Raw genomic sequence first — 22404 nt, 5'->3', positions numbered from 1 at the left:
GGCCATGTGGCCCGCGCCCGGCGATCATGAGGTTGGCGGCGGTGTTGATCTCGGGTCGTGCCGTCAACTTCATGATCACGGGGCGGGGGTGGGGGGTCAGGTGGGGGTGGTGATCTGGATCGGGGGGGTCCAGGGGGAGACGCCGACGATGTTCGTCGCGCGGACCCGGTAGTAGTAGGTGACGCCGGGCGGCAGGGCGGTGTTGGTGAAGCCGCGGCCGGTGACGCGGAACGTCGCCGGTTCCCGGGTGAAGCCGGCGTCGGCGGCGCGTTCGACGACGAAGCCGGCGCCCGGCCCGACCGGCGTCGCCGCCGACCAGCTCAGCGTCACCGTGGTGGTGTCCGGGGCCGGCGCGCCGGCGGTGGCGGAGACCCCGGTGGGCGCGGCCGGCCGGGGCGGCGTGGTCACCGTCGCCACCGTCGACCAGGGTGACGCCGCGCCGAGGTACGTGGTGCGTACCCGGTAGTAGTACGTGGTGTCCGGGGCGACGGCCGGGTCCAGGTGGGCCTCACCCACGGTGATCGCCGTGGTGCCCGGCCCGCTGGTGAATGTCGGGTTGGTGGCCCGCTGCACGTCCACCCCGGTGGCGAAGGAGTGGTTCGCCCAGCGCAACGCCACCCGCAGCGGGGCGGCCGGCGGCACCGCAGCGGTCAGCCGGGACGGCGCGGTCAGCCGCACCGCGGCCGGCGCGTCGTTCGACCAGGTGGAGCAGCTCGCCGCGTTCTCGGCGCGGATCCGGTAGTGGTACGTGACGCCGGGGGTGACGGTCGCGTCCGTGTACCGGGTCGCGGTGGCGGCCACGGTGATCTCGGTGCGGCCGGTGGTGAAGGCGCTGTCGGTGGCGCGTTGCAGCCGATGACTGGTGGCCGGCGGGCGGCTGCCGTTGCCGGTCCAGGTGAGCGCGATGGCGGGCAGCGCGGTGGCCGAGCCGGGCACCGGCGTGGCGGTCAGGCCGGTGGGTGCCCGGGGCGTCACCCGCAGCACCAACGGCCGGCTCATGCCCTGGTCACGCAGGCCCGCCGAGCGCGTGTGCCAGCGGTACTCCCAACCCAGGTTGACCACCTGGTTGACCACCGTCGCGGGCCGGCCGTCGACCGGACTGACCGGGCCCGTGTCCAGCCGCGCGCCGGCCGGCCGGCTCGGATCGAGCAGCCGGACGCTGTCGCCGATCGTGAACGGCAGGCCGGGCGCGACCGGGCGCAACGCCACCACCACGTCCTCCCGCGGGTTGACCCGGACGGTGTCCTTCCAGCCCAGCTCGCCCTCCTCCGGCGGGCGGAGCGCGCCGTCCCAGCCGACCCGGTTGACCAACTGCACGTCGACGCCCTCGACGTGCACCGGATGGGTCCGGTCGGCGTCGCCGACGATCCGCCAGAGCTGGGTGCCGTCCGCCGGCGCGCCCACCGGCACGGTCGGGTCGGTCACGAACAGCTCCTCGGTGACCGGGTCGGCCGGGCCGAGCGGCAGCACGGTCGGGGCGAGCGGCCCGGCGAGCGGGTGGCCGACCCCGAGCCGTCCCACCGCCCGGCCGTGCCGGGGCTCGAACACCTGCCCGACCGACTTCACCGCCAGCGGCAGCGTGACCGGGCCGGACCCGCCGGCCGGGACGAACGTGACCGAGGAGGCGTGCGCCGGAACCAGCGTCGGGCCGGCGGTACGGGTGCCGAACGCCGGGTCGTACGCCGGCTGCGGCACGATCGGCGGCGACTGGCTCTGCGCGTACGCGCCGGGCAGCCGGGCGGCGAGCCGCCGCCTGTCGTAGCGGGGCGCCGGGCTGCCGACCACCCGGATCTGGAGCAGCGTGCGCGTGTTCGGGCCGTAGCCGGGGTGGGCCGGTGGCAGGCCGCCCACGCCGGTGCGGTCGGTGGCGCCGGTGTGGTGGTCGTAGCGCGGATCGAAGCGGGGCAGCGGGGCCGGGCAGTCGTTGTAGAGGATCAGCGTGCGGCCCGGCGGCACGGTGGAGAAGTCCACCACCACGTCGGCGCGTTCGCCGGGCGCGAGCAGCAGCGTGTGGCCGTCCACGTTGAGCACGGTCGGGTCCTGCCGGTCGTAGCGGTAGCCGACCGGCCGGTTCGCCAGCACCACCGGCGCCGGGAGCAGGCCGCCCTCGTTGCCGATCTGGATCAGCTCCGGCCCGGCCGCGGCCGGGTCGGGCACGCCGCCGTCGCGCCCGTCCACCGGCCAGTACGCCGGCCGCCCCGGCACGCGTACCGCCTCGACCATCGGCACCTCGCCGGCGCGCGGGTCGGCCGCGTCGCCGTCCGGCGTCCACATCGGCCCGTCCGAGGCGGCCCGGTAGAGCTGGAGGTTGAGCGCCCGGTCCGCGCAGGCGTTCAGGATCCGGAACCGGTACGCCCGCGGCTCGACCTCCAGGTACGGGTACGCGACGCCGTTTACCAGCGGCGTGTCCCCGTACGCCTCGGGGACCGCCGAGGGGTGCGGCACGCCCGGGACCAGCGGTGGCTCGTCGGGGTCGGCGACCGGGTCGTGGTGCGGGTTCGGCACCGGGGCGACCCAGGGACTCGCCCCGCCGTCCGGGTCGTGGGTCCACGGCCCGTAGTCCCAGCGGCCGGTCGGGTTGGTGCCGCTGATCCGGTACGGGTTCTGCCGGGGCTGGTAGACGTGCGGGTGCCAGAGGCTGCCCTTGGCGCCCCAGCGGTCCCGGTCCCAGGTCGGGTCCTGCGCGGCGAGCTGGGCGTCGTCGGGCACGAACGTCTTGTCCTCGATCACCAGCGGGAGCTGGTCGGCGGGCAGCACGCCGTCGTCGACGAGGCGTTCCTCGGCCGGGTCGGTGAGCAGGTAGAGCGCGATCTGCCCGGAGTAGACGGTGAGCCGGGACAGGCCGAGCGTGTTGTCGTGCAGCCACATCAGCCGGCCGCTCTGGTCGTTCGGGAAGTAGAGCGTGGTGGCGCCCGCGCCGGGCGCCGGCATGTCCGGCACCGGCGTCACCCCCACCCCGACCGGATACGGGGTGATCTCGCCGGCCGGGGTCACCCACTGCCACGGGTTGCCGGCGCTGATCCAGGCGGTCCGCGCCCCGGCCAGGTGCGGCACGGCCCGGTTCTGCGGGTACGGCGCGGGTCCGTCCAGCGGCCCGGTCCCGGCCCCGTCGACCGTCTCGTCGACCGGCAGGAACAGCTCGCCGGCGCGGCCGGTGGGGAGCTGGTTGATGAACTTGATCCGGACCGGCCGGCCGCGCCGGGCCATGATCATCGGCCCGAGGTGCCAGGGCCGGTCGGGCGGGCTCACCGTGTTGTGGCCGGCCGCGTCGGTGCCCAGGTTGAGCTGGCGGTAGCCGCGCAGCCGGGTGGCCGGCAGGTCCCGGTGCAGGCGCTGCGCGTACTCCTGGAGGCCGATCTCGTAGTAGTCGCAGCCCGGCCAGGTGATGGTGTCCGGCACCGCGACCGGCAGCCGGGCGCCGAGCCCGGCGGTGGGCGGCCGGCCGGGCAGCGGCAGCGGGTCGACGAACTTGCGCAGGCCGGTTCCGGGCACCGGCCGGCCGGCCGGGTCGAGTGTGGGCAGCGGGCTGCCGGCGGTGTTCGGCACCGGGCCGAACAGGCGCGGCACACCGCCCGGGTCCAGGCTGGCGTAGGCGGCTCCGGTCGGCGTGGCCGGGTCGGCGGGCTTCTCGTCGGCGGCGCGGGCGGTCGGGACGGTGGGCGCGGTCTCCTCGGCGACCGTGGCGGCCCGGTCCGGCCGGCCGGGCCGGAGTCTGCGGAACAGCACCATGGCTCTCCCCGGGATCGGGGCGCGCCGGCCGTCACCCCGGCGTGGCGGGCGTACGCGCTGCTGACGATCGGTGAGCGGTCCACCGCAGCATGCGACGCCGGACGGGCGGGAGGGAAGTACCCAATCGTCCGTATCTCGGGTGATCTTAGGCGGTTGGTGGAAGTTCCACGTCACGCCCGCTCCGGCTGGCAGACCGGGCACCAGTAGGTGACCCGATCGCCCAGTTCCTCCTTGCGGATCGCCGTGCCGCAGCGCCGGCACGGCTGGGCCCGGCGGCCGTAGACGTAACTGGTCCCACCCCGGCGCAGCACCCCGGTGGTGCTCTGCGTCCAGCGGCCCCGGTTCGCCGCCAGCAGGCGCTGGGCGAGCGCGACGGTGCCGGCCAGGTCGGGCACCGCGCGCACCGGCGTCCACGGCGACACCCCGCGCAGGAACAGCACCTCGCACTTGTAGAGGTTGCCCACGCCGGCCAGGTTGCGCTGGTCGAGCAGCGCCTCGCCGATGCTCTGCTCCGGGTGCGCGGCCAGCCGGCGGACCGCCTCGGCCGGGTCCCAGTCCGGGCCGAGCAGGTCCGGGCCGAGGTGGCCGACCAGCGACTCCTCCTCGGCGGTCGGGATCAGCGCCAGCTCGTGCAGGTGGTAGCCGACCGCGACCGCGCCGGGGGAGCGCAGCACCACCCGGATCAGGTGCGCCGGCCGGGCCGACCACCGCTCGCCCGGGGCGTACGCCCGCCACGCGCCGTCCATCCGCAGGTGCGAGTGCAGCGTCCGGTCCTCGCCGGCCGGGCCGGCGAGGCGCAGCAGCAGGTGCTTGCCGCGGCTGGCCGACTCGCGGACGGTCCAGCCGGTCAGGTCGGTGGTGGCGAGCTGCGGCACGCGGAGGTCCGACCCGGTGAGACGGGCCCCGGCCAACGCGCGGTGCAGGACGCGGGCGGTGTTCCAGACGGTGTCACCTTCGGGCACCCCTCCATTGTCGCCTACCGAAAGGAACTCGCATGTTTCGCTATTTGCACCTATATTCTCTTCCGGTGCGATAAGGGACAGGATCAGGGGGTTCTGAGGAGAATCCCATGGCCCGAGCCCGTCGTACCGTCGTCGCCCTGACCGTCCTGCTCACCGCCACCGCCGGCCTGCCCGCCGCCGCGTCGGCCGCGCCGGCCCGCGCCGCCGGCCCCGAACGCTGGTCCGCCGACCTCGCCGTCGCCGGTGGCGACGACGTCAACGTCACCTGGCGCGCCGGCCGCCTGCGGCTGGCCGACCCCCGCCCGGCCGCCCGCACCCGCCCCGCCGCCGCGTCCGGCCCGGTCGCCGAGGGCATCCTGCTCTCCGCGCCGCGCGCGCTGGACCGGCCCGCCACCCGGGTACGCGCCCGGCTCGCCGCCCGCACCGGCGACGGCGGCACCGCGGCGGCCCAGGTACGCGGCTGGCGGACCGGTGGCTGGACCGAGTGGCGCGACGCCACCGAGGCCGTCTTCGACCAGCCGGTCACCCGGGTCCAGGCACGCGTCGTGCTGACCACGCCGGGCGACGCCGCCGAGGCCACCGTGACCGACCTGACGCTCACCGCCGACCGGGTCACCACCACCGCGACCCAGTCCACCACCCCGCGCACCTACCGGGCGTACGCGACCCGGATCGGCCTGGTCGGCGGCGTCACCGCCAACGGGCACGTCGTCGGCGCCCGGGACCACTTCGCGGCGCTGCCCACCCGGCGCGGTCTCTCCCCCCGGGACACCGGCGACTACACCGTCAAGGTCTGCACCACCAGCGGCAGCCGCTGCGAGTACGCGCCGGTCTGGGACGTCGGCCCGTGGAACACCCGGGACGACTGGTGGAACCCGCCGACCGTCCGGGAGAACTGGCGCGACCTGCCGCAGGGCCGGCCCGAGGCGCAGGCCGCCTACGAGGACGGCTACCACGGCGGGCGGGACCAGTTCGGGCGCACCGTACGCAACCCGGCCGGGCTGGACCTGGCCGACGGCACGTTCTGGGACGGACTGCGGCTCACCGACAACGCGTGGGTGGACGTGACCCTGCTCTGGACCGGGGGCGGGGCGCGGGCGGTGGTTGGCTCCGGGCCGCTGATCCTGCGCACCGGGCCGGGCACGTCGTACCCGAGCCGGGGCCTGGCCGCCACCCACGCGCTGGTGCCGGTCCAGTGTTACCTGACCGGCCAGCGGATCGCCGGCACCTACCGCACCACGACCAGGTGGTACCGCCTGGTCGGCGGCACCTACGTCAGCTACGCGTACCTGTCCTCGGTCTACGGCGGCACCGTCCCCCGCTGCTGACCCCGCACTCCCCGGCGATCTTGCACTTGCGGCCCGTCCGGCGCGGCTTTCACGGCTTCTGTCCGGGCAGGAACTGCAAGATCGCGGGGGTCAGGGAGCGGTGACGGTGACCAGGTCGCCGGGGGAGAGGGTGAGGACGTCGGCGGCGCGACCGGTGTGCACGGCCACGGCCACCAGGCCGGCCGAGTCGACGTGGACGACCAGCCCGCCGGGCTCCGCGTCGCCGAACGTGCGGCCGTGCACGGCCGCGCGCCCGTTCACCAGCACCCGGGACGGCAGGCCGTCGAGCAGCGGGCCCGCCGCGGCGAGCTGGACATTGCCGAAGTGGTCGACGGTGAGCACCTCGGCGTCGAACCCGGCGGCCTCCACCCGGACGACCGGCTCCAGCAGCCGGACCAGGGTACCCGGGTCGACGGCCGGCCCGGCCCCGGCCGGCGGCGCGCCGAGCGCCAGCCGGGCGGCCACCGGCACGAACACGTCCCGCCCGTGGAAGGTGCGGGACACGGTTGGTGCCAGCCACGCCGGGTTGGTCAGCTCCACGGCGGCGGTCACCCCGCCGAGCGCCTCCGCCGCGGGCAGGAGCAGGCCGTTGTCCGGCCCGACCAACAACCCGCCGGGCGTGGCCAGCGCGATGCCGCGACGTTCGGTGCCGACCCCCGGATCGACCACCCCGACGTGCACCCCGACCGGCAGGTACGGCACCGTCTGCGCCAGCACCGCAGCGCCCCGGCGGACGTCGCCCGGCGGCACCAGGTGCGTCACGTCGATCACCCGGGCGGTCGGCGCGAGCCGCGCGAGCACCCCGTGGCAGGCCGCGACGAAACCGTCCGCCAGCCCGTAGTCCGTGGTCAGCGAGACGCACGGCCGGCGCGCCACCGGTGGGCAGTCCGGATGACTCGCCATCGGCTCCTCCTCGTCGTCTCCGGCCACCCTAGCGAGACGTCGCCCCGCCCTCCCGCCGTGGCCGTGCGGTGCCGCCCGGTACGCAACGGGAGCCGGCAGTGCCGCCGGCCGGTCCGTGCTGAGCCAGTCGTGCGGTGCCGGCCGGTCCGGGGGGCGGATCAGCCGCGCAGGCGCAGGCCGCGCGGGGTGGCCCGGAACCCGGCCGCGGTGAGCGCGTCGCGCAGCGGGGAGGAGTGCACCGCCTCGCCGTCGGCGCGCTCCACCGAGATCGCGCCGAGCGCGCCGGAGTGCACCACGTCCGCGAGCGCCTTGCCGGCCGTGCCCAACGTGTCGGTGTCGTCGGCGAACGACAGGATCGTCCGCCCGCCCCGCTCGACGTAGAGCACCAGCTCACCGCCGACCAGCACCACGAGCGCGCCCGCCTTGCGCCCGGCCCGGTGACCGGTGGCGGGTGCCGCCCCGTCACCCGAGTCGACGACCCGCTCCGGCCAGGGCAGCGCCGCGCCGTACGGATTCGCCGGATCGGTGGCGGCCAGCACTACGGTCGGGCCGCCCCGCTCCCGGCTGTCGTCGGCCAACGCGCGGATCCGGTCGACCGCGCCGGGCACCGCGAACTGGGCGGCGCCCAGGCCCTCGACGAAGTAGCCGCGCCGGGCCGCCCCGCGCTCCTCCAGCGCGGACAGCACCGGGTAGACCCCCGCGAACCCGCCGGTCACCTGCTCCGCCACCACCGCGCCCCGGGTCACCACGCCGTGTCGTTCCAGCAGCAGGTCGGCGAGGGCGGCGGCCCGACGGGTCGGGTCCAGGTCGCGTTCCGGCAGCCGGGACCAGCGACCGGCCATGGTGGGCGGGCCGCCCCGGCTGGGCAGCGCCACCCGACCCGGGCGACGGTAACGGGTGCGCGGCGCCGTCGGCCGGGACCGGTGCGCCCCGCCCGCGCCCAGCGCGGCACGCAGCGGGGCGAGCGTGTCGTTGGTGAGGTGACCGGCCCAGACCAGGTCCCACACGGCGGCCGACAGCGCGGCGTCGTCGATGGCACCGACCCGGTCGGAGAGCGAACGGAAGAACAGCGCCTGCCCGTCGCCGAGCGCGTCGAGCACGGACCCGTGCAGCGGGGTGAGCGTCAGTGCCTCGTCCGGCGGGGGCAGCAGCAGCGGCGCGACGTCGGCGTACGCCAGCGTCACCCACCCGTCGCCGCCGGAGATCGCCCCGGCGCCGGCCCAGACCAGCTCGCCGCTGGCGCACAGCTCGTCGAGCTGGGCCGGCGAGTAGTCCGCGACCCGGGCCGGCAGCACCAGACGCTCCAACGCGGACGCCGGCACGGTCGTGCCCTGCAACTGCTCGACGGCCGCGCCGACCGCCTCGATGCCCCGGGCCGACGAGCCGACCTGCTGCCAGCGGGGCAGGAACGCGGCCAGCGCCCGGGGCGGCACCGGCTCGATCTCCCGGCGCAGCGCCGCCAGGGAGCGGCGGCGCAGCAGGCGCAGCACCTCCGCGTCGCACCACTGCGTGCCCACGCTGTCCGGCGCGAACTCGCCGGAGACCACCCGACCGTTCGCCGCGAGCCGGCGCAGCGCCTGCTCGACCACGAACACCCCGAGCCCGAACCGGGCGGCGCAGGTGGCCGCCGCGAACGGGCCGTGGGTGCGCGCGTAGCGGGCGACCAGGTCACCGAGCGGGTCGGCCACCGGCGTGAGGTGGGCCTCGGCGACCCCCACCGGCAGCGCCACCCCGAGCGCGTCGCGCAGCCGGGCCGCGTCCTCGACGATCACCCAGCGGTCCTCGCCGGCGATCCGGACCCGCAGCACCCGGCGGGCCGCCGCCAGCTCCACCGGCCACGCCTCCGGCACCCCGCGCTCGGCCAGCTCGGCCGGGCTCAGGTCGCCGACCACCCGGAGCAGCTCGACCACGTCCTCGGCGTCGCGGGGCCGCCGCTGCTCGGTGCGCCAGCGCAACTGCCGCTCGGTCTCGGCGAGCACCGCCGGGTCGAGCAGCTCCCGCAGGTCGACCCGGCCGAGCAGCTCGCCGAGCAGCCCGGAGTCGAGCGCGAGCGCGGCGGCCCGCCGCTCGGCCAGCGGCGCGTCGCCCTCGTAGAGGAACGCGCCGACGTAGCCGAACAGCAGCGACCGGGCGAACGGGGACGGGCGTTCGGACTCCACCTCGACCAGGCGCACCCTGCGGGCGGCCAGGTCGCGCATCAGCCCGCCCAGGGCCGGCTGGTCGAAGACGTCCTGGAGGCATTCCCGGGCGGCCTCCAGGGTGACCGGGAAGTCGGCGTACTCGCGGGCCACGTCGAGCAGTTGGGCGGCGCGCTGACGTTGCGCCCAGAGCGGCTGCCGGCGGCGCGGGTCGCGGCGGGGCAGCAGCAACGACCGGGCCGCGCACTCGCGGAACCGGGCGGCGAACAGCGCCGACGTGCCGACCGACTCCTCGACGAGCTGGGCGATCTCGTCCGGCTCGAAGACCACCACGTCGGCGCCGGGCGGCTCCTCGGCGGTGTCCGGCAGCCGCACCACGATGCCGTCGTCGGAGGGCATGACCTGGGCGTCCACGCCGTAGCGTTCGGCCAGCCGGCGGCCGATGGCGAGCGCCCACGGGCCGTTGACGCGGGCCCCGAGCACCGAGTGCACGGCGAGCCGCCAGTCGCCCAGCTCGTCGCGGAACCGCTCGACCACCACCGTCCGGTCGTCGGGCAGCGACCGGGTGGCCGCCTTCTGCTCGCGCAGGTAGTTCATCAGGTTGCCGGCGGCCCAGTCGTCCAGCCCGCCGGCGCGCAGCGCCGCCACCGCGTCGGCGTCGGACTGCCGCAGCAGCGCGCGGACCCGGGCGCCGATCGCGCGGCCCAGCTCGACCGGCCGGCCGAGCTGGTCGCCCTTCCAGAACGGCATCCGGGCGGCCTGACCCGGCGCGGGGGAGACCAGCACCCGGTCGGGGGTGATCTCCTCGATGCGCCAGGAGGACGAGCCGAGCAGGAACACGTCGCCGACGCGGGACTCGTAGACCATCTCCTCGTCCAGCTCGCCGACCCGCGCGGCCCGCTCGGCCCCGGCCAGGAAGACGCCGAACAGCCCCCGGTCGGGAATGGTGCCGCCGCTGGTCACGGCGAGTCGCTGGGCGCCGGGCCGGCCGGTCAGCACGTCGGTGGCCCGGTCCCAGACCAGCCGGGGGCGCAGCTCGGCGAAGGCGGTGGACGGGTAGCGGCCGGAGAGCATGTCGAGCACCGCGTGCAGCGCCGAGTCGGGCAGCTCGGCGAAGGGCGCCGCGCGGCGGACCAGCACCGCCAGGTCGCCGAGCGGCCACGGCTCCAGCGCCACCATCGCGACGATCTGCTGGGCCAGCACGTCGAGCGGGTTGCGCGGGTAGTGCAGCTCCTCGATCGCACCCACTCCCATCCGCTCGGCGACCACCGTGCAGGAGAGCAGGTCGCCGCGGTGCTTGGGGAAGACCACGCCACGGGAGACGGCGCCGACCTGGTGCCCGGCCCGGCCCACCCGTTGCAGCCCGGCCGCGACGCTGGGCGGCGCCTCGATCTGCACCACCAGGTCGACCGCGCCCATGTCGATGCCCAGCTCCAGGCTGGAGGTGGCGACCACGGCGGGGAGCTGACCGGACTTGAGCGCCTCCTCGATGTGCTTGCGCTCCTCCCGGGAGACGCTGCCGTGGTGCGCCCGGGCGATCACCGGCGGCGCGCCGGTCGCGGCCCCGGACTGGGCCATCACCTCGGCCGGCTGCCGGGGCGCGCGCACCGGCCCGACCGGCCCGCCGAACGCGTCCGACCCGGACCGGGCCGTCGGGCCCGGTGCGTCGGCGGGGCCGCCGTCGCCGGCCGGCGGGCCGTCCGCGCCGGGCAGGAGATCGGATACGCGCACCGGCTCCCCGCCCCGGGCCACGCGGCTGCCCGCCGGGGCGGACGCCGCCTCCGTCTCCTCGGCGGCCAGCTCGTTGAGCCGGGCGCAGAGGCGTTCGGCGCCGCGCCGGGAGTTGGTGAAGACGATGGTGGACCGGTGCGCGCGGATCAACGCGAGCACCCGCTCCTCGACGGCCGGCCAGATCGAGGGCCGGCGCGGGCCGAGCCCGCCCAGCTCGTCCGCCGGGGGCTCCTGCTCGTCGAGGCGGGTCATGTCCTCCACCGGGACCTGGACGCTGACCTCGATGGTCTTGTCGGCCGGCGGTTGCACCACGTCGACCGGGCGGGCGCCGCCGAGGAAGCGGGCGCAGACGTCGATCGGGCGCACCGTGGCGGAGAGCCCGATCCGTTGGGCGGGCCGGTCGAGCAGCGCGTCGAGGCGTTCCAGGGAGAGGGCCAGGTGGGCGCCGCGCTTCGTGCCGGCCACCGCGTGCACCTCGTCGACGATCACCGTGTCGATCCCCCGCAGCGAGTCGCGGGCGGCGGAGGTGAGCAGCAGGAACAGCGACTCGGGCGTGGTGATGAGGACGTCCGGCGGGGTGCGGGCGAAAGCCCGCCGCTCGTCGGCCGGGGTGTCGCCGGTGCGCATGCCGACGGTGATGTCGGGCGGGGCGAGCGCGAGCCGGGTGGCGGCCTGACGGATGCCGATGAGCGGGGTCCGCAGGTTGCGCTCCACGTCGACGGCGAGCGCCTTGAGCGGGCTGACGTAGAGCACCCGGCACCGTCGCCGCGGGTCGGCCGGCGGTGGCTCCTTGCCCAGCCGGTCGAGCGACCAGAGGAACGCCGCGAGCGTCTTGCCGGAGCCGGTCGGGGCGACCACGAGCGCGTGGTGACCGGCGGCGATCGCGTGCCAGGCGCCCTCCTGGGCCGGCGTGGGCGCGGCGAACGCCGCGGTGAACCACTCCCGGGTCGCCGCGCCGAACTCCGCCAGCACCCCGTCCGCCGGGGTCACCTCGTCCGCCACGGCACCATCCTGCCGCGCCGGTACGACATCCGGCCCGTCGACGGGGTGGTTCTGTCCCGGGCGGACAATTGACGCGACGAATAAGCGATTTGTAGCGTTAAGTCTTACTTAACTGCTTGCTTGCGCCATGCAACATAAAGTAACTTCACTCGCAACGTGGCGCGGGTGGAGGCGTGGATGACCGTTGAGGAGCGAGGCTCTCGGCCCGGCACCGACGTGCTCATCCGCAAGGTCGACAGCAGGCTCGCCTCGCTCCGCGCCGGTCTGCACGGCCCGGAGCTGGAGCTGGCCGAGGAGCTGGCCGAGCGCCTGCGGGAGCTGGTCGTCGCCACCGCCCGTTCCAGCGCCGCCGACCGCGCGCTGGTCCGCGCCGCGGTGCACTACTTCGTCCTGCGCCGGGAGAGCCGCGACGCCCGGCTCCCGGTCCGCTCCCTCGCCGCCGCCCAGCGCGTGGTGGACCGGGCCGCCCGCCAGCTCAACCACCCGGCCCAGCCCGGCGACCCCCGCCGAAACCCGGCCCGCTTCCCCTGACCCCCCGCCCCGCCCCACCCCACCTCTCGCCGGCTGATCAAGGAGTTGGCGTCACCGGTCCGCGCCTCCATCGACGCGAACTCCTTGATCACCGCAAGCGGGGGCGGGGGGAGTGGGTTTCGGGGAAAACGGCGCGGCGGGTGGGGAAGTGGCGTGTGATCGGTCGTACCCGCAGCGTGCCCCCGCGCGCTGTCACCGCGACCGGGAGTGCGTGTGCTCGTCCTGCTGATCCTGCACCTGGTGGCGGCGCTGCTCGCCCCGCTGCTGGTCCGCAGGTGGGGACCGCGTGCCTGCCTGCTGCTGGCGCTCGGCCCGGCGGCGACGGCCGGCTGGGCGGTGGCGCACACCGGCGCGGTACGCCACGGCGGCGCGGTGGTCGAGACGTACCCCTGGATCGCGCAGCTGAAGCTCGACGTGGCGCTGCGGGTCACCACGCTGTCCTGGCTGATGATGCTGCTGGTCGGCGGCGTCGGCGCGCTGGTGCTTGTCTACTCCGCCCGCTACTTCCCGCCCGGCGCGGCGGGCCTGGCCCGGTTCGCCGCCGTGCTGGTCGCCTTCGCCGGCGCGATGCTGGGCCTCGTCGTCGCCGACAACCTGCTGCTGCTCTATGTCTTCTGGGAGCTGACCACCGTCTTCTCCTACCTGCTGATCGGGCACAGCACCGAACGCCGGGCCAGCCGGTGGGCCGCCGCCCAGGCGCTCACCGTCACCACGCTGGGCGGGCTGGCCATGCTGGTCGGGTTCCTGCTGCTCGGTCACCACGCCGGGAGCTACCGCTGGTCGGCGGTGGCCGCCGCGCCGCTGCCCGGCGGCGGATACCTGGCCACCGCCGTGCTGCTCGTCCTGGTGGGCGCGCTGGCCAAGTCCGCGGTGTTCCCGTTCAACGCCTGGCTGCCGGTGGCGATGGCGGCGCCGACGCCGGTCAGCGCGTACCTGCACGCGGCGGCGATGGTCAAGGCCGGCGTCTTCCTGATCGGGCTGCTCGGCCCGGCGCTCGCCCCGGCCGGGCCATGGCGGCCGGTCACCGTGGTCGCCGGGCTGGTCACGCTCGTCGGCGGCGGATGGGCGGCGCTGCGGCAGAGCGACCTGAAGCTGCTGCTGGCGTACGGGACGGTCAGCCAGCTCGGGCTGCTGGCGGTGGCGCTCGGGGCGGGCACCCCGGCCGCGGCCCTGGCCGGCGTCGCCCTGCTGGCGGCGCACGCGCTGTTCAAGGCCGCGCTCTTCCTCGTCGTCGGCATCCTCGACCACAGCGCCGGCAGCCGGGACCTGCGGGACCTGTCCGGCGTGGGACGGGCCGCGCCGTTGCTGGCCACCGTCGCCGTGCTGGCCGCCGCGTCGATGGCCGGCGTCCCGCCGCTGCTCGGCTTCGTGGCCAAGGAAGGGGTGCTCGCCGCGTTCACCGACCGGCCGTGGGTGCTGGTGGTGCTGGTCGCCGGCAGCGCGTTGACGGTGGGCTACAGCATCCGCTTCCTGTGGGGCGCGTTCGGCACCCGGCCCGGGGTTCCGGACACCGTGCTGGACCGGCCACCAGTGGTGATGCTCGTCCCGCCGGCGCTGCTGGCCGGGGCCGGGCTCGCCGCCGGCCTGGCCGCCGGCTGGGTGGGCGGCCTGTTCGAACCGTACGCCGAGCTGTTCGGCCCGGTGGAGGAGCACCTGGCGCTCTGGCACGGACCCAGCGTGGCGCTCGGCCTCTCCGCCCTGGTGCTGGCCGGCGGCGTGCTGCTGCACCTGGCCCGCGGCCCGCTCGCCCCCGCGCTGGCCCGGCTGCGCTCGCCGGTCTCCGGCAGCCAGGGGTACGAGTGGGTGATCCACCGGTTCGACCGGCTCGCCATCGAGGTCACCGGCGTCACCCAGCGGGGTTCGCTGCCGCAGTACCTCGGCACCGTGCTGCTCGTCCTGGTGTTCGTGCCGGGCGGGGCGATGGTGGCCACCGCGCCGTGGCGGGTCGAGCTGGCGACCTGGGACAACCCGACCCAGCTGGTGGTGTGCGTGGTGATCGCGGTCGCCGCGGTGCTCGCGGTGGGCGCGCGCCGCCGGCTCACCGCCATGCTGCTGGTCGGCGTGACCGGCTACGGCACCGCGATGATGTTCGTCCTCTACGGCGCGCCGGACCTGGCGCTCACCCAGTTCCTGGTGGAGACCGCCACCATCGCCGTCTTCGTACTGGTGCTGCGGCGGCTGCCGGAACGCTTCTCGGCCCGTCCGCTGCGCCGCAGCCGGTGGCTGCGGCGGGGCATCGGGGTCGCCGCCGGCCTGGTGATGGCCGGTCTGGCGCTGGCCGCGGCCGGTGCCCGCCGGGCGCCGTCGATCTCCGCGGCGTTCCCGGACCTCGCGGTCGCGCAGGGGTACGGCCGCAACGTGGTCAACGTGACGCTCGTGGACATCCGGGCGTGGGACACCATGGGTGAGATCTCGGTGCTCGTGGTGACCGCGACCGGGGTGGCCAGCCTGATCTTCGAGCGCTCCCGCACCGGGCCGCGCCCGCGCCGCCCCCGCCCGGAAGTGCCGCGCCCGGGGCGCACGGTCTGGCTGCGCGGCGGGCAGACGCTGCACGAGCGGCGGCGGTCGATCGTGTTCGAGGTGGTCACCCGGCTGATCTTCCACACCGTGCTGCTCTTCTCGCTGTTCCTGCTCTTCTCCGGGCACAACGCGCCCGGCGGCGGCTTCTCCGGCGGGCTGGTCGCCGGCCTCGCGTTGACGCTGCGCTACCTGGCCGGCGGGCGGTACGAGCTGGCCGAGGCCGCGCCGGTCGGCGCGGGCATGGTGCTCGGCGCGGGGCTGGCGGTCTCGGTCGGCAGCGGCGTGCTCGGCCTGCTGCTCACCGGCGAGGTGCTCCAGAGCGTGAAGGTGGACCTGTGGCTGCCGCTGCTCGGCCACCTCTACCTGGTCACGTCGCTCTTCTTCGACATCGGTGTCTACCTGGTGGTGGTCGGGCTGGTGCTGGACATCCTGCGCAGCCTGGGCGCCGAGGTGGACCGGCACATCGAGGCGGCCGGCGAGCCGGGCCGCGGCCTGGCGGTACGGCGTGAGGGGCCGGGCGCGTGACCGGGCCGACGCTGGTGCTGGTGCTGGCGGTCGGGGTGCTCGTCGCCACCGGCGTCACGCTGCTGCTGGAACGCAGCCTGACCCGGATCCTGCTCGGCGTCATCCTGCTCGGCAACGGGGTGAACCTGCTCATCCTGCTCGGCGGGCGGTCCGGTGCCGCCCCGCTGGTCGGTACCGCGCCGGTCGGCGACATGAGCGACGCCCTGCCGCAGGCCATGGTGCTCACCGCCGTGGTGATCACGTTCGGCTTGACCGCCTTCCTGCTCGCGGTCGCCTACCGGAGCTGGTACACCAGCGGCGACGACGAGGTGCAGGACGACCTGGAGGACCGGCAGACCGTCCGGCTCGCCGAACGCAACGAGGTGGCCACCGCGGACCTCGGCGGCGACGGCCCGGACCGCGACCCGGAACAGGTCGACCCGGAGCCGGCCCGCCGCCGGCTGCGCCGGGACGAGGGCTCGTATGAGCGCGAGGAGTGAGCCGGTCTTGCGAGCCCCGCGGTCGCGAAGGAAGGTGGCGCCGTGAGCGGGGTGGTGCCGCTGCCGGTGGTGGTGCCGTTGCTCGGCGCGGCGCTGACCCTGATGCTGACCGGGCGGCCCCGGTTGCAGCGCTCGATCAGCGTGTTCTGCCTGGCCGGTGTGCTGCTGGTCGCGGTGGTGCTGCTGGTCCGGGCGTACCGGTACGGGCCGGTGGTGGTGCGGGTCGGCGGCTGGCCGGCGCCGGTCGGCATCGTGCTGGTCGCCGACCAGTTGGCGGCGCTGATGGTGGTGGTCTCCTCGGCGGTCACGCTCTGCGTGCTGCTCTACTCGATCGGCCAGGGCCGGGCGGAGACCGGCGAGACCGCGCCGGTGAGCATCTACCACCCCACCTACCTGGTGCTCACCGCCGGCGTGACGAACGCCTTCCTGGCCGGGGACCTGTTCAACCTGTTCGTCGGTTTCGAGATCCTGTTGGCCGCGAGCTTCGTGCTGATCACGCTGGGCGGCACCGAGGCGCGGCTGCGTACCGGATCGACGTACGTGGTGGTCAGCATCCTGTCGTCGCTGCTCTTCCTGTCCGCCGTGGGGCTGGTGTACGCGGCCACCGGCACCCTGAACATGGCGCAGCTCGCCGGCCGGCTGGACGCGGTGCCGGCCGGCGTACGCCTGACCCTGGAGCTCACGCTGCTGCTGGCGTTCGGTATCAAGGCGGCGGTCTTCCCGGTGTCGGCCTGGCTGCCGGACAGCTACCCGACCGCGCCCGCGCCGGTCACCGCCGTCTTCGCCGGCCTGCTGACCAAGGTCGGCGTGTACGCGATCATCCGCACCGAGACGCTGCTCTTCCCGGGCGGTCGCGTCTCCGGCCTGCTGATGGTGGTGGCCGGCCTGACCATGGTGGTGGGCATCCTCGGCGCGGTGGCCCAGTCGGACATGAAGCGGCTCTTCTCCTTCACGCTGGTCAGCCACATCGGCTACATGATCTTCGGGGTGGCGCTGAGCAGCGTCGCCGGCCTGTCCGGGTCGATCTTCTACGTGGTGCACCACATCACCGTCCAGACCACGCTCTTCCTGGTCGCCGGCCTGGTCGAGGAGCGCGCCGGCAGCACCGACCTGCGCCGGCTGGGCGGGCTGGCCCGGGTCACCCCGGTGGTCGCGGTGCTCTTCTTCGTCCCGGCGATGAACCTGGCCGGCATCCCGCCGTTCTCCGGCTTCCTCGGCAAGCTCGGTCTGCTCCAGGCCGGCGTGGCGGCCGGCGGCGCGCTGCCCGCCGTGCTGGTCGGCGCCGGCACGCTGACCAGCCTGCTCACGCTCTACGTGGCGTCCCGGGTGTGGAACATCGCGTTCTGGCGGGCGCCGCGGCTGGCCACCACCACGCCCGTCGCTCGGCTGCCCGGCCTGATGGTCGGCGCGACCGCCGCGCTGGTCGCGCTCGGCGTGCTGCTCACGCTGGTGGCCGGGCCGCTGTTCCAGGTCACCTCGGACGCCGCCGCCGACCTGCGCCAACGCACCCCGTACGTGCGGGCCGTGCTGCCGCGGGACATGCCGTGACCGTCGACCCGCCCCCGGGCCGGGGCGACGCGCCGCCGGCCGGCGATCCGCCGACGGCGGGTCGCGGCGGGCGGCGACGCGACCAGGCCGTGGCGCTCGGCTGGCTGGTCGCCGCCTGGCTGCTGCTCTGGGGCGACGTGTCCTGGGGCAACCTGCTCACCGGCCTGGTGATCGGCGCGGCGGTGCTGTTCTTCTTCCCGCTGCCGCCGGTCACCTTCGGCGGGCGGCTGCGCCCGGGGCCGCTGCTGGTGCTCGCCGCCACGTTCGTCGCGGAGCTGGTCAGCGCCAGCGTGCACGTCGCCGCCGTCGCGTTGCGCCCCGGCTACCGGCCGCGCGGCGCGATCATCGCGGTGCCGCTGCGGGTCCGCACCGACCTCAACCTGGCGCTCACCGCCGAGGTGATCTCGCTGGTGCCGGGCACCCTGATCCTCGACATCGACCGCACGCGCGGTGTGCTCTACGTGCACGTGCTCGACGTGCGCGGCCCGGCGGACCTGACCGACAGCCGCGAGCGCGTGCTCGCCGTCGAGCGGCGCATCGTCCGCGCCGTCGGCTCCTCCCGCGAGGTACGCCGGCTCGATCCCGGACCCGTCGAACGGAGGAACCACCCGTGACCGTCCTGCTCGCCGTCGCGCTGACCGTGCTGCTCTCGGCCACCGCGCTGCTCGCCCTGGCCCGGATCTACCGCGGCCCGTCCCTGCTCGACCGCATCGTCGGCGCCGACCTGCTGCTCGCCGCCATGCTCGGCGCGGTGGGGGCGGAGGCGGCGGTGACCCGGCACGCCGCCACGCTGCCCGTGCTGGTGGTGCTCTCGCTGCTCGGTTTCGTGGGCTCGGTCTCCCTGGTCCGCTTCGCCGTCCGGGCCGAAGCGTGAGCGCGAGGAGTGAGCCGGGGTTGCGAGCCCCGCAGTCGCGAACGGAGGGCGGTTCAGCGTGAGCGCGAGGAGTGAGCCGGGGTTGCGAGCCCCGCAGTCGCGAACGGAAGGCGGTTCAGCGTGAGCGCGGTGGCGGACTGGGCCGGGGGGTTCCTGCTGCTGGGCGGCGCGCTGCTGAGCCTGGTCGCCGGCATCGGGCTGGTGCGCTTCCCGGACACGCTGGACCGGATGCACGCCGCCACGAAGCCGCAGGTGCTCGGCGTGCTGCTGTTGCTGGGCGGGCTGGCGCTGCGCCTGCGTACCGGCTCGGACCTCGGGATGCTGGCGCTGGTGGCGATCTTCCAGCTCTCCACCGCGCCGGTCGCCGCGCAGATGATCGGGCGGGCCGCCTACCGCTCCGGGCGGATCGACCGGTCGCTGCTCGACGTCGACGAGCTGGCCGGACGCTGAGAACCGGACGTGGGGGAGGCTTTTCGGCACCTTCAGCGAGCACCCAGCGGGCACCGATAAAATGGGCCGCATGATCGACTCTCCTGCCCCGGAGGGCAGCAGTAGCCGGCCGGGTCGTACCCGGCATCTTCCCTCCCCGACGACCCCGGGAGCCCTGAACCTCCCGTGCTGATCCTCGTCGGTCTCCTTCTCATCACCGTGCTCACCGCCGCCACCGGATACTTCGTGGCGCAGGAGTTCGGTTACGTCGCCGTGGACCGCGGCAAGCTCAAGCAACTCGCCGACGGTGGCGACCGCGCCGCCGCCCGCGCCCTGGAGGTGACCGGGCGGCTCTCCTTCATGCTCTCCGGCGCCCAGCTCGGCATCACCGTGACCGCCCTGCTCGTCGGTTACGTCGCCGAGCCGTACCTGGGCGCCGGCCTGGCCGACCTGCTCGGCGTGGCCGGGGTGTCCGGCGCGGTGTCGCTGCCGCTGTCGGTGGTGCTGGCCCTGGTCATCGCCACCGTCGTGCAGATGGTCCTGGGCGAGCTGGCCCCGAAGAACCTGGCCATCGCCCGGGCCGTGCCGCTGGCCCGGGCGCTGTCCCGGTCCACCCTGATCTACCTGCGGATCGCCGGTCCGCTGATCACGCTCTTCGACCGGGCGGCCGTGCGGCTGCTCCGCCGGGTCGGCATCGAGCCGATCGAGGAGCTGCCCAGCGGCGCCACCCCGGCCGACCTGGAACAGATCATCGCCGAGTCCCGCGAGGAGGGGCACCTCGACGCGGAGATGTCCGACCTGCTCGACCGGGGGCTCGACTTCCGGGGGCTGACCGCCGGCGAGGCCATGGTGCCCCGGGTCGACGTGCACACCGTCCGCGCCGACGAGCCGGTCAGCCGGATCGTCGAGATGCTCGACACCGGCCACTCCCGGTTCCCGGTGCGCGGCGCCGAGGGCGTCGACGACCTGATCGGGGTGGTCGGCATCGCCGACGTGCTGGGCGTGCCGCCGGCCGAGCGGGCGCGTACCCGGATCGACGCGGTGGCCGTACCCCCGTTGCTGGTGCCGGAGACGCTGCCGCTGCCGACGGTGCTGGACCGGCTCCGGTCCGGGCACCGGCAGCTCGCCTGCGTGGTCGACGAGTACGGCGGATTCGCCGGCGTGATCACGCTGGAGGATCTCGCCGAGGAACTGGTCGGGCCGATCCGCGACGAGGACGACCCGCCGGACCGCGCGCCGGCCCGGCAGGAGGACGGCTCCTGGGTGGTGCCGGCCCGCTGGCGGATCGACGAGGTCGCCGACAGCACCGGCATCGAACTGCCCGAGGCGCCGGAGTACGACACGCTCTCCGGTCTGGTGATGCGGGAGCTGGGTCGGGTGCCCGAGGTGGGTGACCGGCTGGAGATCGCGTCCGCCGGTGACGGCGACGAGCCGTCGACCGGGCACCGGGTGCTGGTGGAGGTGCTGGCCGTGGACCGGCACGTGGCCGACTCGGTCCGGCTCCGGACGACCGCCGGCGTGCGCGGGGAGGGTGCGGCATGAGCCCCGGTTTCGCGCTTCTCTTCTCCGTGGTGCTGCTGGCGCTCAACGGATTCTTCGTGGCGGCCGAGTTCGCGCTGGTCGCCGCCAAGCGGTACCGGCTGGAGCAGTCGGCGGCCGGCGGCGGCCGGGCGGCCCGGGCGGCGCTGGACGGCGTCCGGGAGCTGAGCCTGATGCTGGCCGGCGCGCAGCTCGGCATCACGCTGTGCACGCTGGGCCTCGGCGCGTTGGCCGAGCCGGCCATCGAGCATCTGCTCAGTCCGTTGCTGCACGCGGTCGGTCTGCCCGACGCGGCGAGCCACGTGGTGGCGCTGGTGTTCGCGCTGGGCCTGGTGACGTTCCTGCACCTGGTGGTCGGCGAGATGGCGCCGAAGTCGTGGGCGATCACCGACGCGGAGCGCTCGGCGATGCTGCTGGCGCTGCCGTTCCGGGCGTTCGCCCGGATCGCCCGCCCGGTGCTGTCGCTGCTGAACGGGCTGGCCAACGCGATGCTGCGGCTGGTCGGCGTGCAGCAGCAGGACCAGCTCGCCCAGGTGCACGGCCCGGACGAGCTGCGCATCCTGCTGGAGCAGTCCCGGGAGCACGGGCTGCTCGGCGCCGAGCAGCACCAGTTGCTGACCAGCATGCTGGAGTTGCAGGGCACCACGGTGGCGCAGGTGATGGAGCCGTTCGACAAGATCGTCACGGTCCGCCGGGACGACACCGCCGAACGGATCGAGCACGTGTCCCGGGACAGCGGCCGGTCCCGCCTCGCCGTGGTCGACAGCGGTGGCGAGGTCTGCGGCCTGGTCCACGTCCGGGAGGCGGTGCGCGCGGTGACCACCGGCCGGGCGGCGACCGCCGGGGAGCTGATGACGAACGCGTTCACGCTGCCGGCCGAGTCGTCGGTGTCCGAGGCGGTGGCGGCGATGCGGGGCCGGCAGGCCCAGCTCGCGCTGGTCCGCAACGGTGGCGGCCCGACCCGGCCGATCGGCTTCGTCGCGCTGGAGGACCTCCTGGAGGAGGTCATCGGCGAGTTCGACGACGAGACCGACCCGGTGCCGAGGGGCCGCCGCCTCCGCTGACCCTCCGCACCCCCACCCCCTTCCTGCGCGCCCTGTTTCCCGGAAAGTGGGCCTGTTCGAGCGTGAACAGGCCCACTTTCCGTGCATCTGCGGCGGGGAGAACGGGTGGGGGTGAGGGGTGGGCGCGGGCGGCATGGGCGGGTGGGGAACGGGAATGCCGGGGGCATGCGGCTGACCGGGGTGTCCCGGGAGTCCTTCTGGACCGGGCTCTCGGTGAGCACCACGTTGACCAATCCGAGCACCCGGCCGGGCCTGCGCCTGCCGGGGCGGGTGACGCTGGCCGCCGGGCGGGACGACGTTCCGGTCCGGCACCTCCGGCTGGGGCTGGTCGCGCAGGTCGAGCCGGAGGACCCGGGGTCACCGCGCCGGCTCGTGCAGTACCACAGGTGGTCGATCGCGGGCCGGTTCGTGGTGCCGGCCGGGCGGCGGCGGGCGGTCGACTTCGCCGTGCCGCTGCCCTGGGAGACGCCGGTGACGGTGTTCGGCGGGGTGCCGTTGATGACGCTGCGCACCGGGCTGCGGACCGAGGTGTCCGTCGACCCGGCCCTCGACCAGGGCGAGATGGTGCCGGTCCTGATCCACCCGCTGCCCACCCAGCAGCACCTGCTCGCCGCGTTGGACACGCTCGGCTTCGCGATGCGGCAGGCGGGGCTCCAGCAGGGCCGGTTGCCCGGGGTGGAGCAGACGCTGCCGTTCCAGCAGCGGCTCGGCTTCTGGGCCGCCCCGCTCTACGCCGGTCCGATGACCGAGCTGGAAGTGATCATGCTGACCAACCCGGCCGGCATGGAGGTGCTGTTCTGGCTGGACCGGCGGCTCTCCCTCGCCGGGGTGACGCACCAGAGCATCAGCCGGTTCCGGGTCTGGCACGCCGGGGCGGACCGGCGGGACTGGGTGAGCACCGTGGACGGCTGGCTGCGGCACGCCATCGAGCGGCACGCCGCAGCCGCCGCGCACGCCGACTGGTCGGCCACGATCCGGGAGTCGGCGCACGTCAGCCGCCATCCCGACCAGCCGGTCGCGCCCGGCTACGGCCTCGGCGGCACGGCCGGCGGCGCGGGCGTCGGTGGCGGTGGTGGCGGCGGCGACGGCACCTGAGCGCCAC

15 protein-coding genes are annotated in these 22404 nt (G+C 75.4%); 11 read left to right on the top strand and 4 right to left on the bottom strand.

Going from position 1 to position 22404, the window contains the following annotated elements; translation table 11 throughout:
* Nucleotides 1-96: 96 nt before the first annotated feature.
* Both VKK44_RS20790 and VKK44_RS20785 read right to left on the bottom strand, forming a co-directional pair.
* Nucleotides 97-3729 carry a fibronectin type III domain-containing protein gene (locus VKK44_RS20790; RefSeq protein ID WP_343442842.1) on the bottom strand — a complete coding sequence of 1211 codons (3633 nt, stop codon included), beginning with the start codon at nt 3727-3729 and terminating at the stop codon, nt 97-99.
* Nucleotides 3730-3899: 170 nt separating this feature from the next.
* Nucleotides 3900-4691: a DNA-formamidopyrimidine glycosylase family protein gene (locus VKK44_RS20785; RefSeq protein WP_343442841.1), complete on the bottom strand. Its 792-nt coding sequence runs from the start codon at nt 4689-4691 to the stop codon at nt 3900-3902.
* Between the two features lie 107 nt (nt 4692-4798).
* Between VKK44_RS20785 and VKK44_RS20780 the strand changes: the two genes are divergently transcribed.
* Nucleotides 4799-6019 carry a hypothetical protein gene (locus VKK44_RS20780; protein ID WP_343442840.1) on the top strand — a complete coding sequence of 407 codons (1221 nt, stop codon included), beginning with the start codon at nt 4799-4801 and terminating at the stop codon, nt 6017-6019.
* Between the two features lie 90 nt (nt 6020-6109).
* Here the strand turns inward: VKK44_RS20780 and VKK44_RS20775 are convergent, their stop codons facing one another.
* A complete protein-coding gene (locus VKK44_RS20775) occupies nt 6110-6922 on the bottom strand; it encodes an SAM hydrolase/SAM-dependent halogenase family protein (protein ID WP_458351549.1) in 813 nt (270 codons plus the stop codon).
* Between the two features lie 158 nt (nt 6923-7080).
* Nucleotides 7081-11793, bottom strand: a complete 4713-nt coding sequence (locus tag VKK44_RS20770) for an Lhr family helicase (RefSeq protein WP_343442839.1) — start codon at nt 11791-11793, stop codon at nt 7081-7083.
* Between the two features lie 177 nt (nt 11794-11970).
* On the opposite strand from VKK44_RS20770, the gene VKK44_RS20765 reads away from it, so the two are divergent.
* From VKK44_RS20765 to VKK44_RS20720, 10 genes are all read left to right on the top strand, one after another.
* Complete coding sequence (locus tag VKK44_RS20765) at nt 11971-12324, top strand: hypothetical protein (protein WP_343442838.1); 354 nt, start codon at nt 11971-11973, stop codon at nt 12322-12324.
* Nucleotides 12325-12537: 213 nt separating this feature from the next.
* Nucleotides 12538-15369, top strand: a complete 2832-nt coding sequence (locus tag VKK44_RS20760) for a Na+/H+ antiporter subunit A (protein ID WP_343442837.1) — start codon at nt 12538-12540, stop codon at nt 15367-15369.
* Complete coding sequence (locus VKK44_RS20755; protein WP_343442836.1) at nt 15366-15848, top strand: Na(+)/H(+) antiporter subunit C; 483 nt, start codon at nt 15366-15368, stop codon at nt 15846-15848. The genes VKK44_RS20760 and VKK44_RS20755 overlap by 4 nt, the downstream gene beginning before the upstream one ends.
* 42 nt (nt 15849-15890) lie before the next feature.
* Entirely contained in the window at nt 15891-17396 is a 1506-nt protein-coding gene (locus VKK44_RS20750; protein ID WP_343442835.1) for a Na+/H+ antiporter subunit D, read from the top strand.
* Nucleotides 17393-18010: a Na+/H+ antiporter subunit E gene (locus VKK44_RS20745; RefSeq protein WP_343442834.1), complete on the top strand. Its 618-nt coding sequence runs from the start codon at nt 17393-17395 to the stop codon at nt 18008-18010. The genes VKK44_RS20750 and VKK44_RS20745 overlap by 4 nt, the downstream gene beginning before the upstream one ends.
* The gene (locus VKK44_RS20740; protein WP_343442832.1) at nt 18007-18270 is read left to right on the top strand and encodes a monovalent cation/H+ antiporter complex subunit F; all 264 of its coding nucleotides are present in this window, start codon (nt 18007-18009) and stop codon (nt 18268-18270) included. Before VKK44_RS20745 ends, VKK44_RS20740 begins: the two co-directional genes overlap by 4 nt.
* 120 nt (nt 18271-18390) lie before the next feature.
* Nucleotides 18391-18720: a monovalent cation/H(+) antiporter subunit G gene (mnhG, locus tag VKK44_RS20735; RefSeq protein WP_343442831.1), complete on the top strand. Its 330-nt coding sequence runs from the start codon at nt 18391-18393 to the stop codon at nt 18718-18720.
* A gap of 165 nt (nt 18721-18885) precedes the next feature.
* Nucleotides 18886-20241: a hemolysin family protein gene (locus VKK44_RS20730; RefSeq protein WP_343442830.1), complete on the top strand. Its 1356-nt coding sequence runs from the start codon at nt 18886-18888 to the stop codon at nt 20239-20241.
* On the top strand, nt 20238-21302 hold the full coding sequence (locus VKK44_RS20725; RefSeq protein ID WP_343442829.1) for a hemolysin family protein: 1065 nt from the start codon (nt 20238-20240) through the stop codon (nt 21300-21302). Before VKK44_RS20730 ends, VKK44_RS20725 begins: the two co-directional genes overlap by 4 nt.
* Before the next feature lie 165 nt (nt 21303-21467).
* The gene (locus tag VKK44_RS20720) at nt 21468-22397 is read left to right on the top strand and encodes a sporulation protein (protein ID WP_343447836.1); all 930 of its coding nucleotides are present in this window, start codon (nt 21468-21470) and stop codon (nt 22395-22397) included.
* Nucleotides 22398-22404: the final 7 nt, after the last annotated feature.

Source organism: Micromonospora sp. DSM 45708, assembly GCF_039566955.1.
Classification (GTDB): Bacteria; Actinomycetota; Actinomycetes; order Mycobacteriales; family Micromonosporaceae; genus Micromonospora.
This window is presented reverse-complemented; position numbering and strand designations above follow the sequence as displayed.

What these genes read in the sequence shown, in the direction of transcription:
- VKK44_RS20775 (WP_458351549.1), bottom strand. Translation starts at nt 6,922, where the DNA reads ATGGCGAGTCATCCGGACTGCCCACCGGTGGCGCGCCGGCCGTGCGTC.
- VKK44_RS20765 (WP_343442838.1), top strand. Translation starts at nt 11,971, where the DNA reads ATGACCGTTGAGGAGCGAGGCTCTCGGCCCGGCACCGACGTGCTCATC.
- VKK44_RS20780 (WP_343442840.1), top strand. Translation starts at nt 4,799, where the DNA reads ATGGCCCGAGCCCGTCGTACCGTCGTCGCCCTGACCGTCCTGCTCACC.
- VKK44_RS20725 (WP_343442829.1), top strand. Translation starts at nt 20,238, where the DNA reads ATGAGCCCCGGTTTCGCGCTTCTCTTCTCCGTGGTGCTGCTGGCGCTC.
- VKK44_RS20790 (WP_343442842.1), bottom strand. Translation starts at nt 3,729, where the DNA reads ATGGTGCTGTTCCGCAGACTCCGGCCCGGCCGGCCGGACCGGGCCGCC.
- VKK44_RS20720 (WP_343447836.1), top strand. Translation starts at nt 21,468, where the DNA reads ATGCGGCTGACCGGGGTGTCCCGGGAGTCCTTCTGGACCGGGCTCTCG.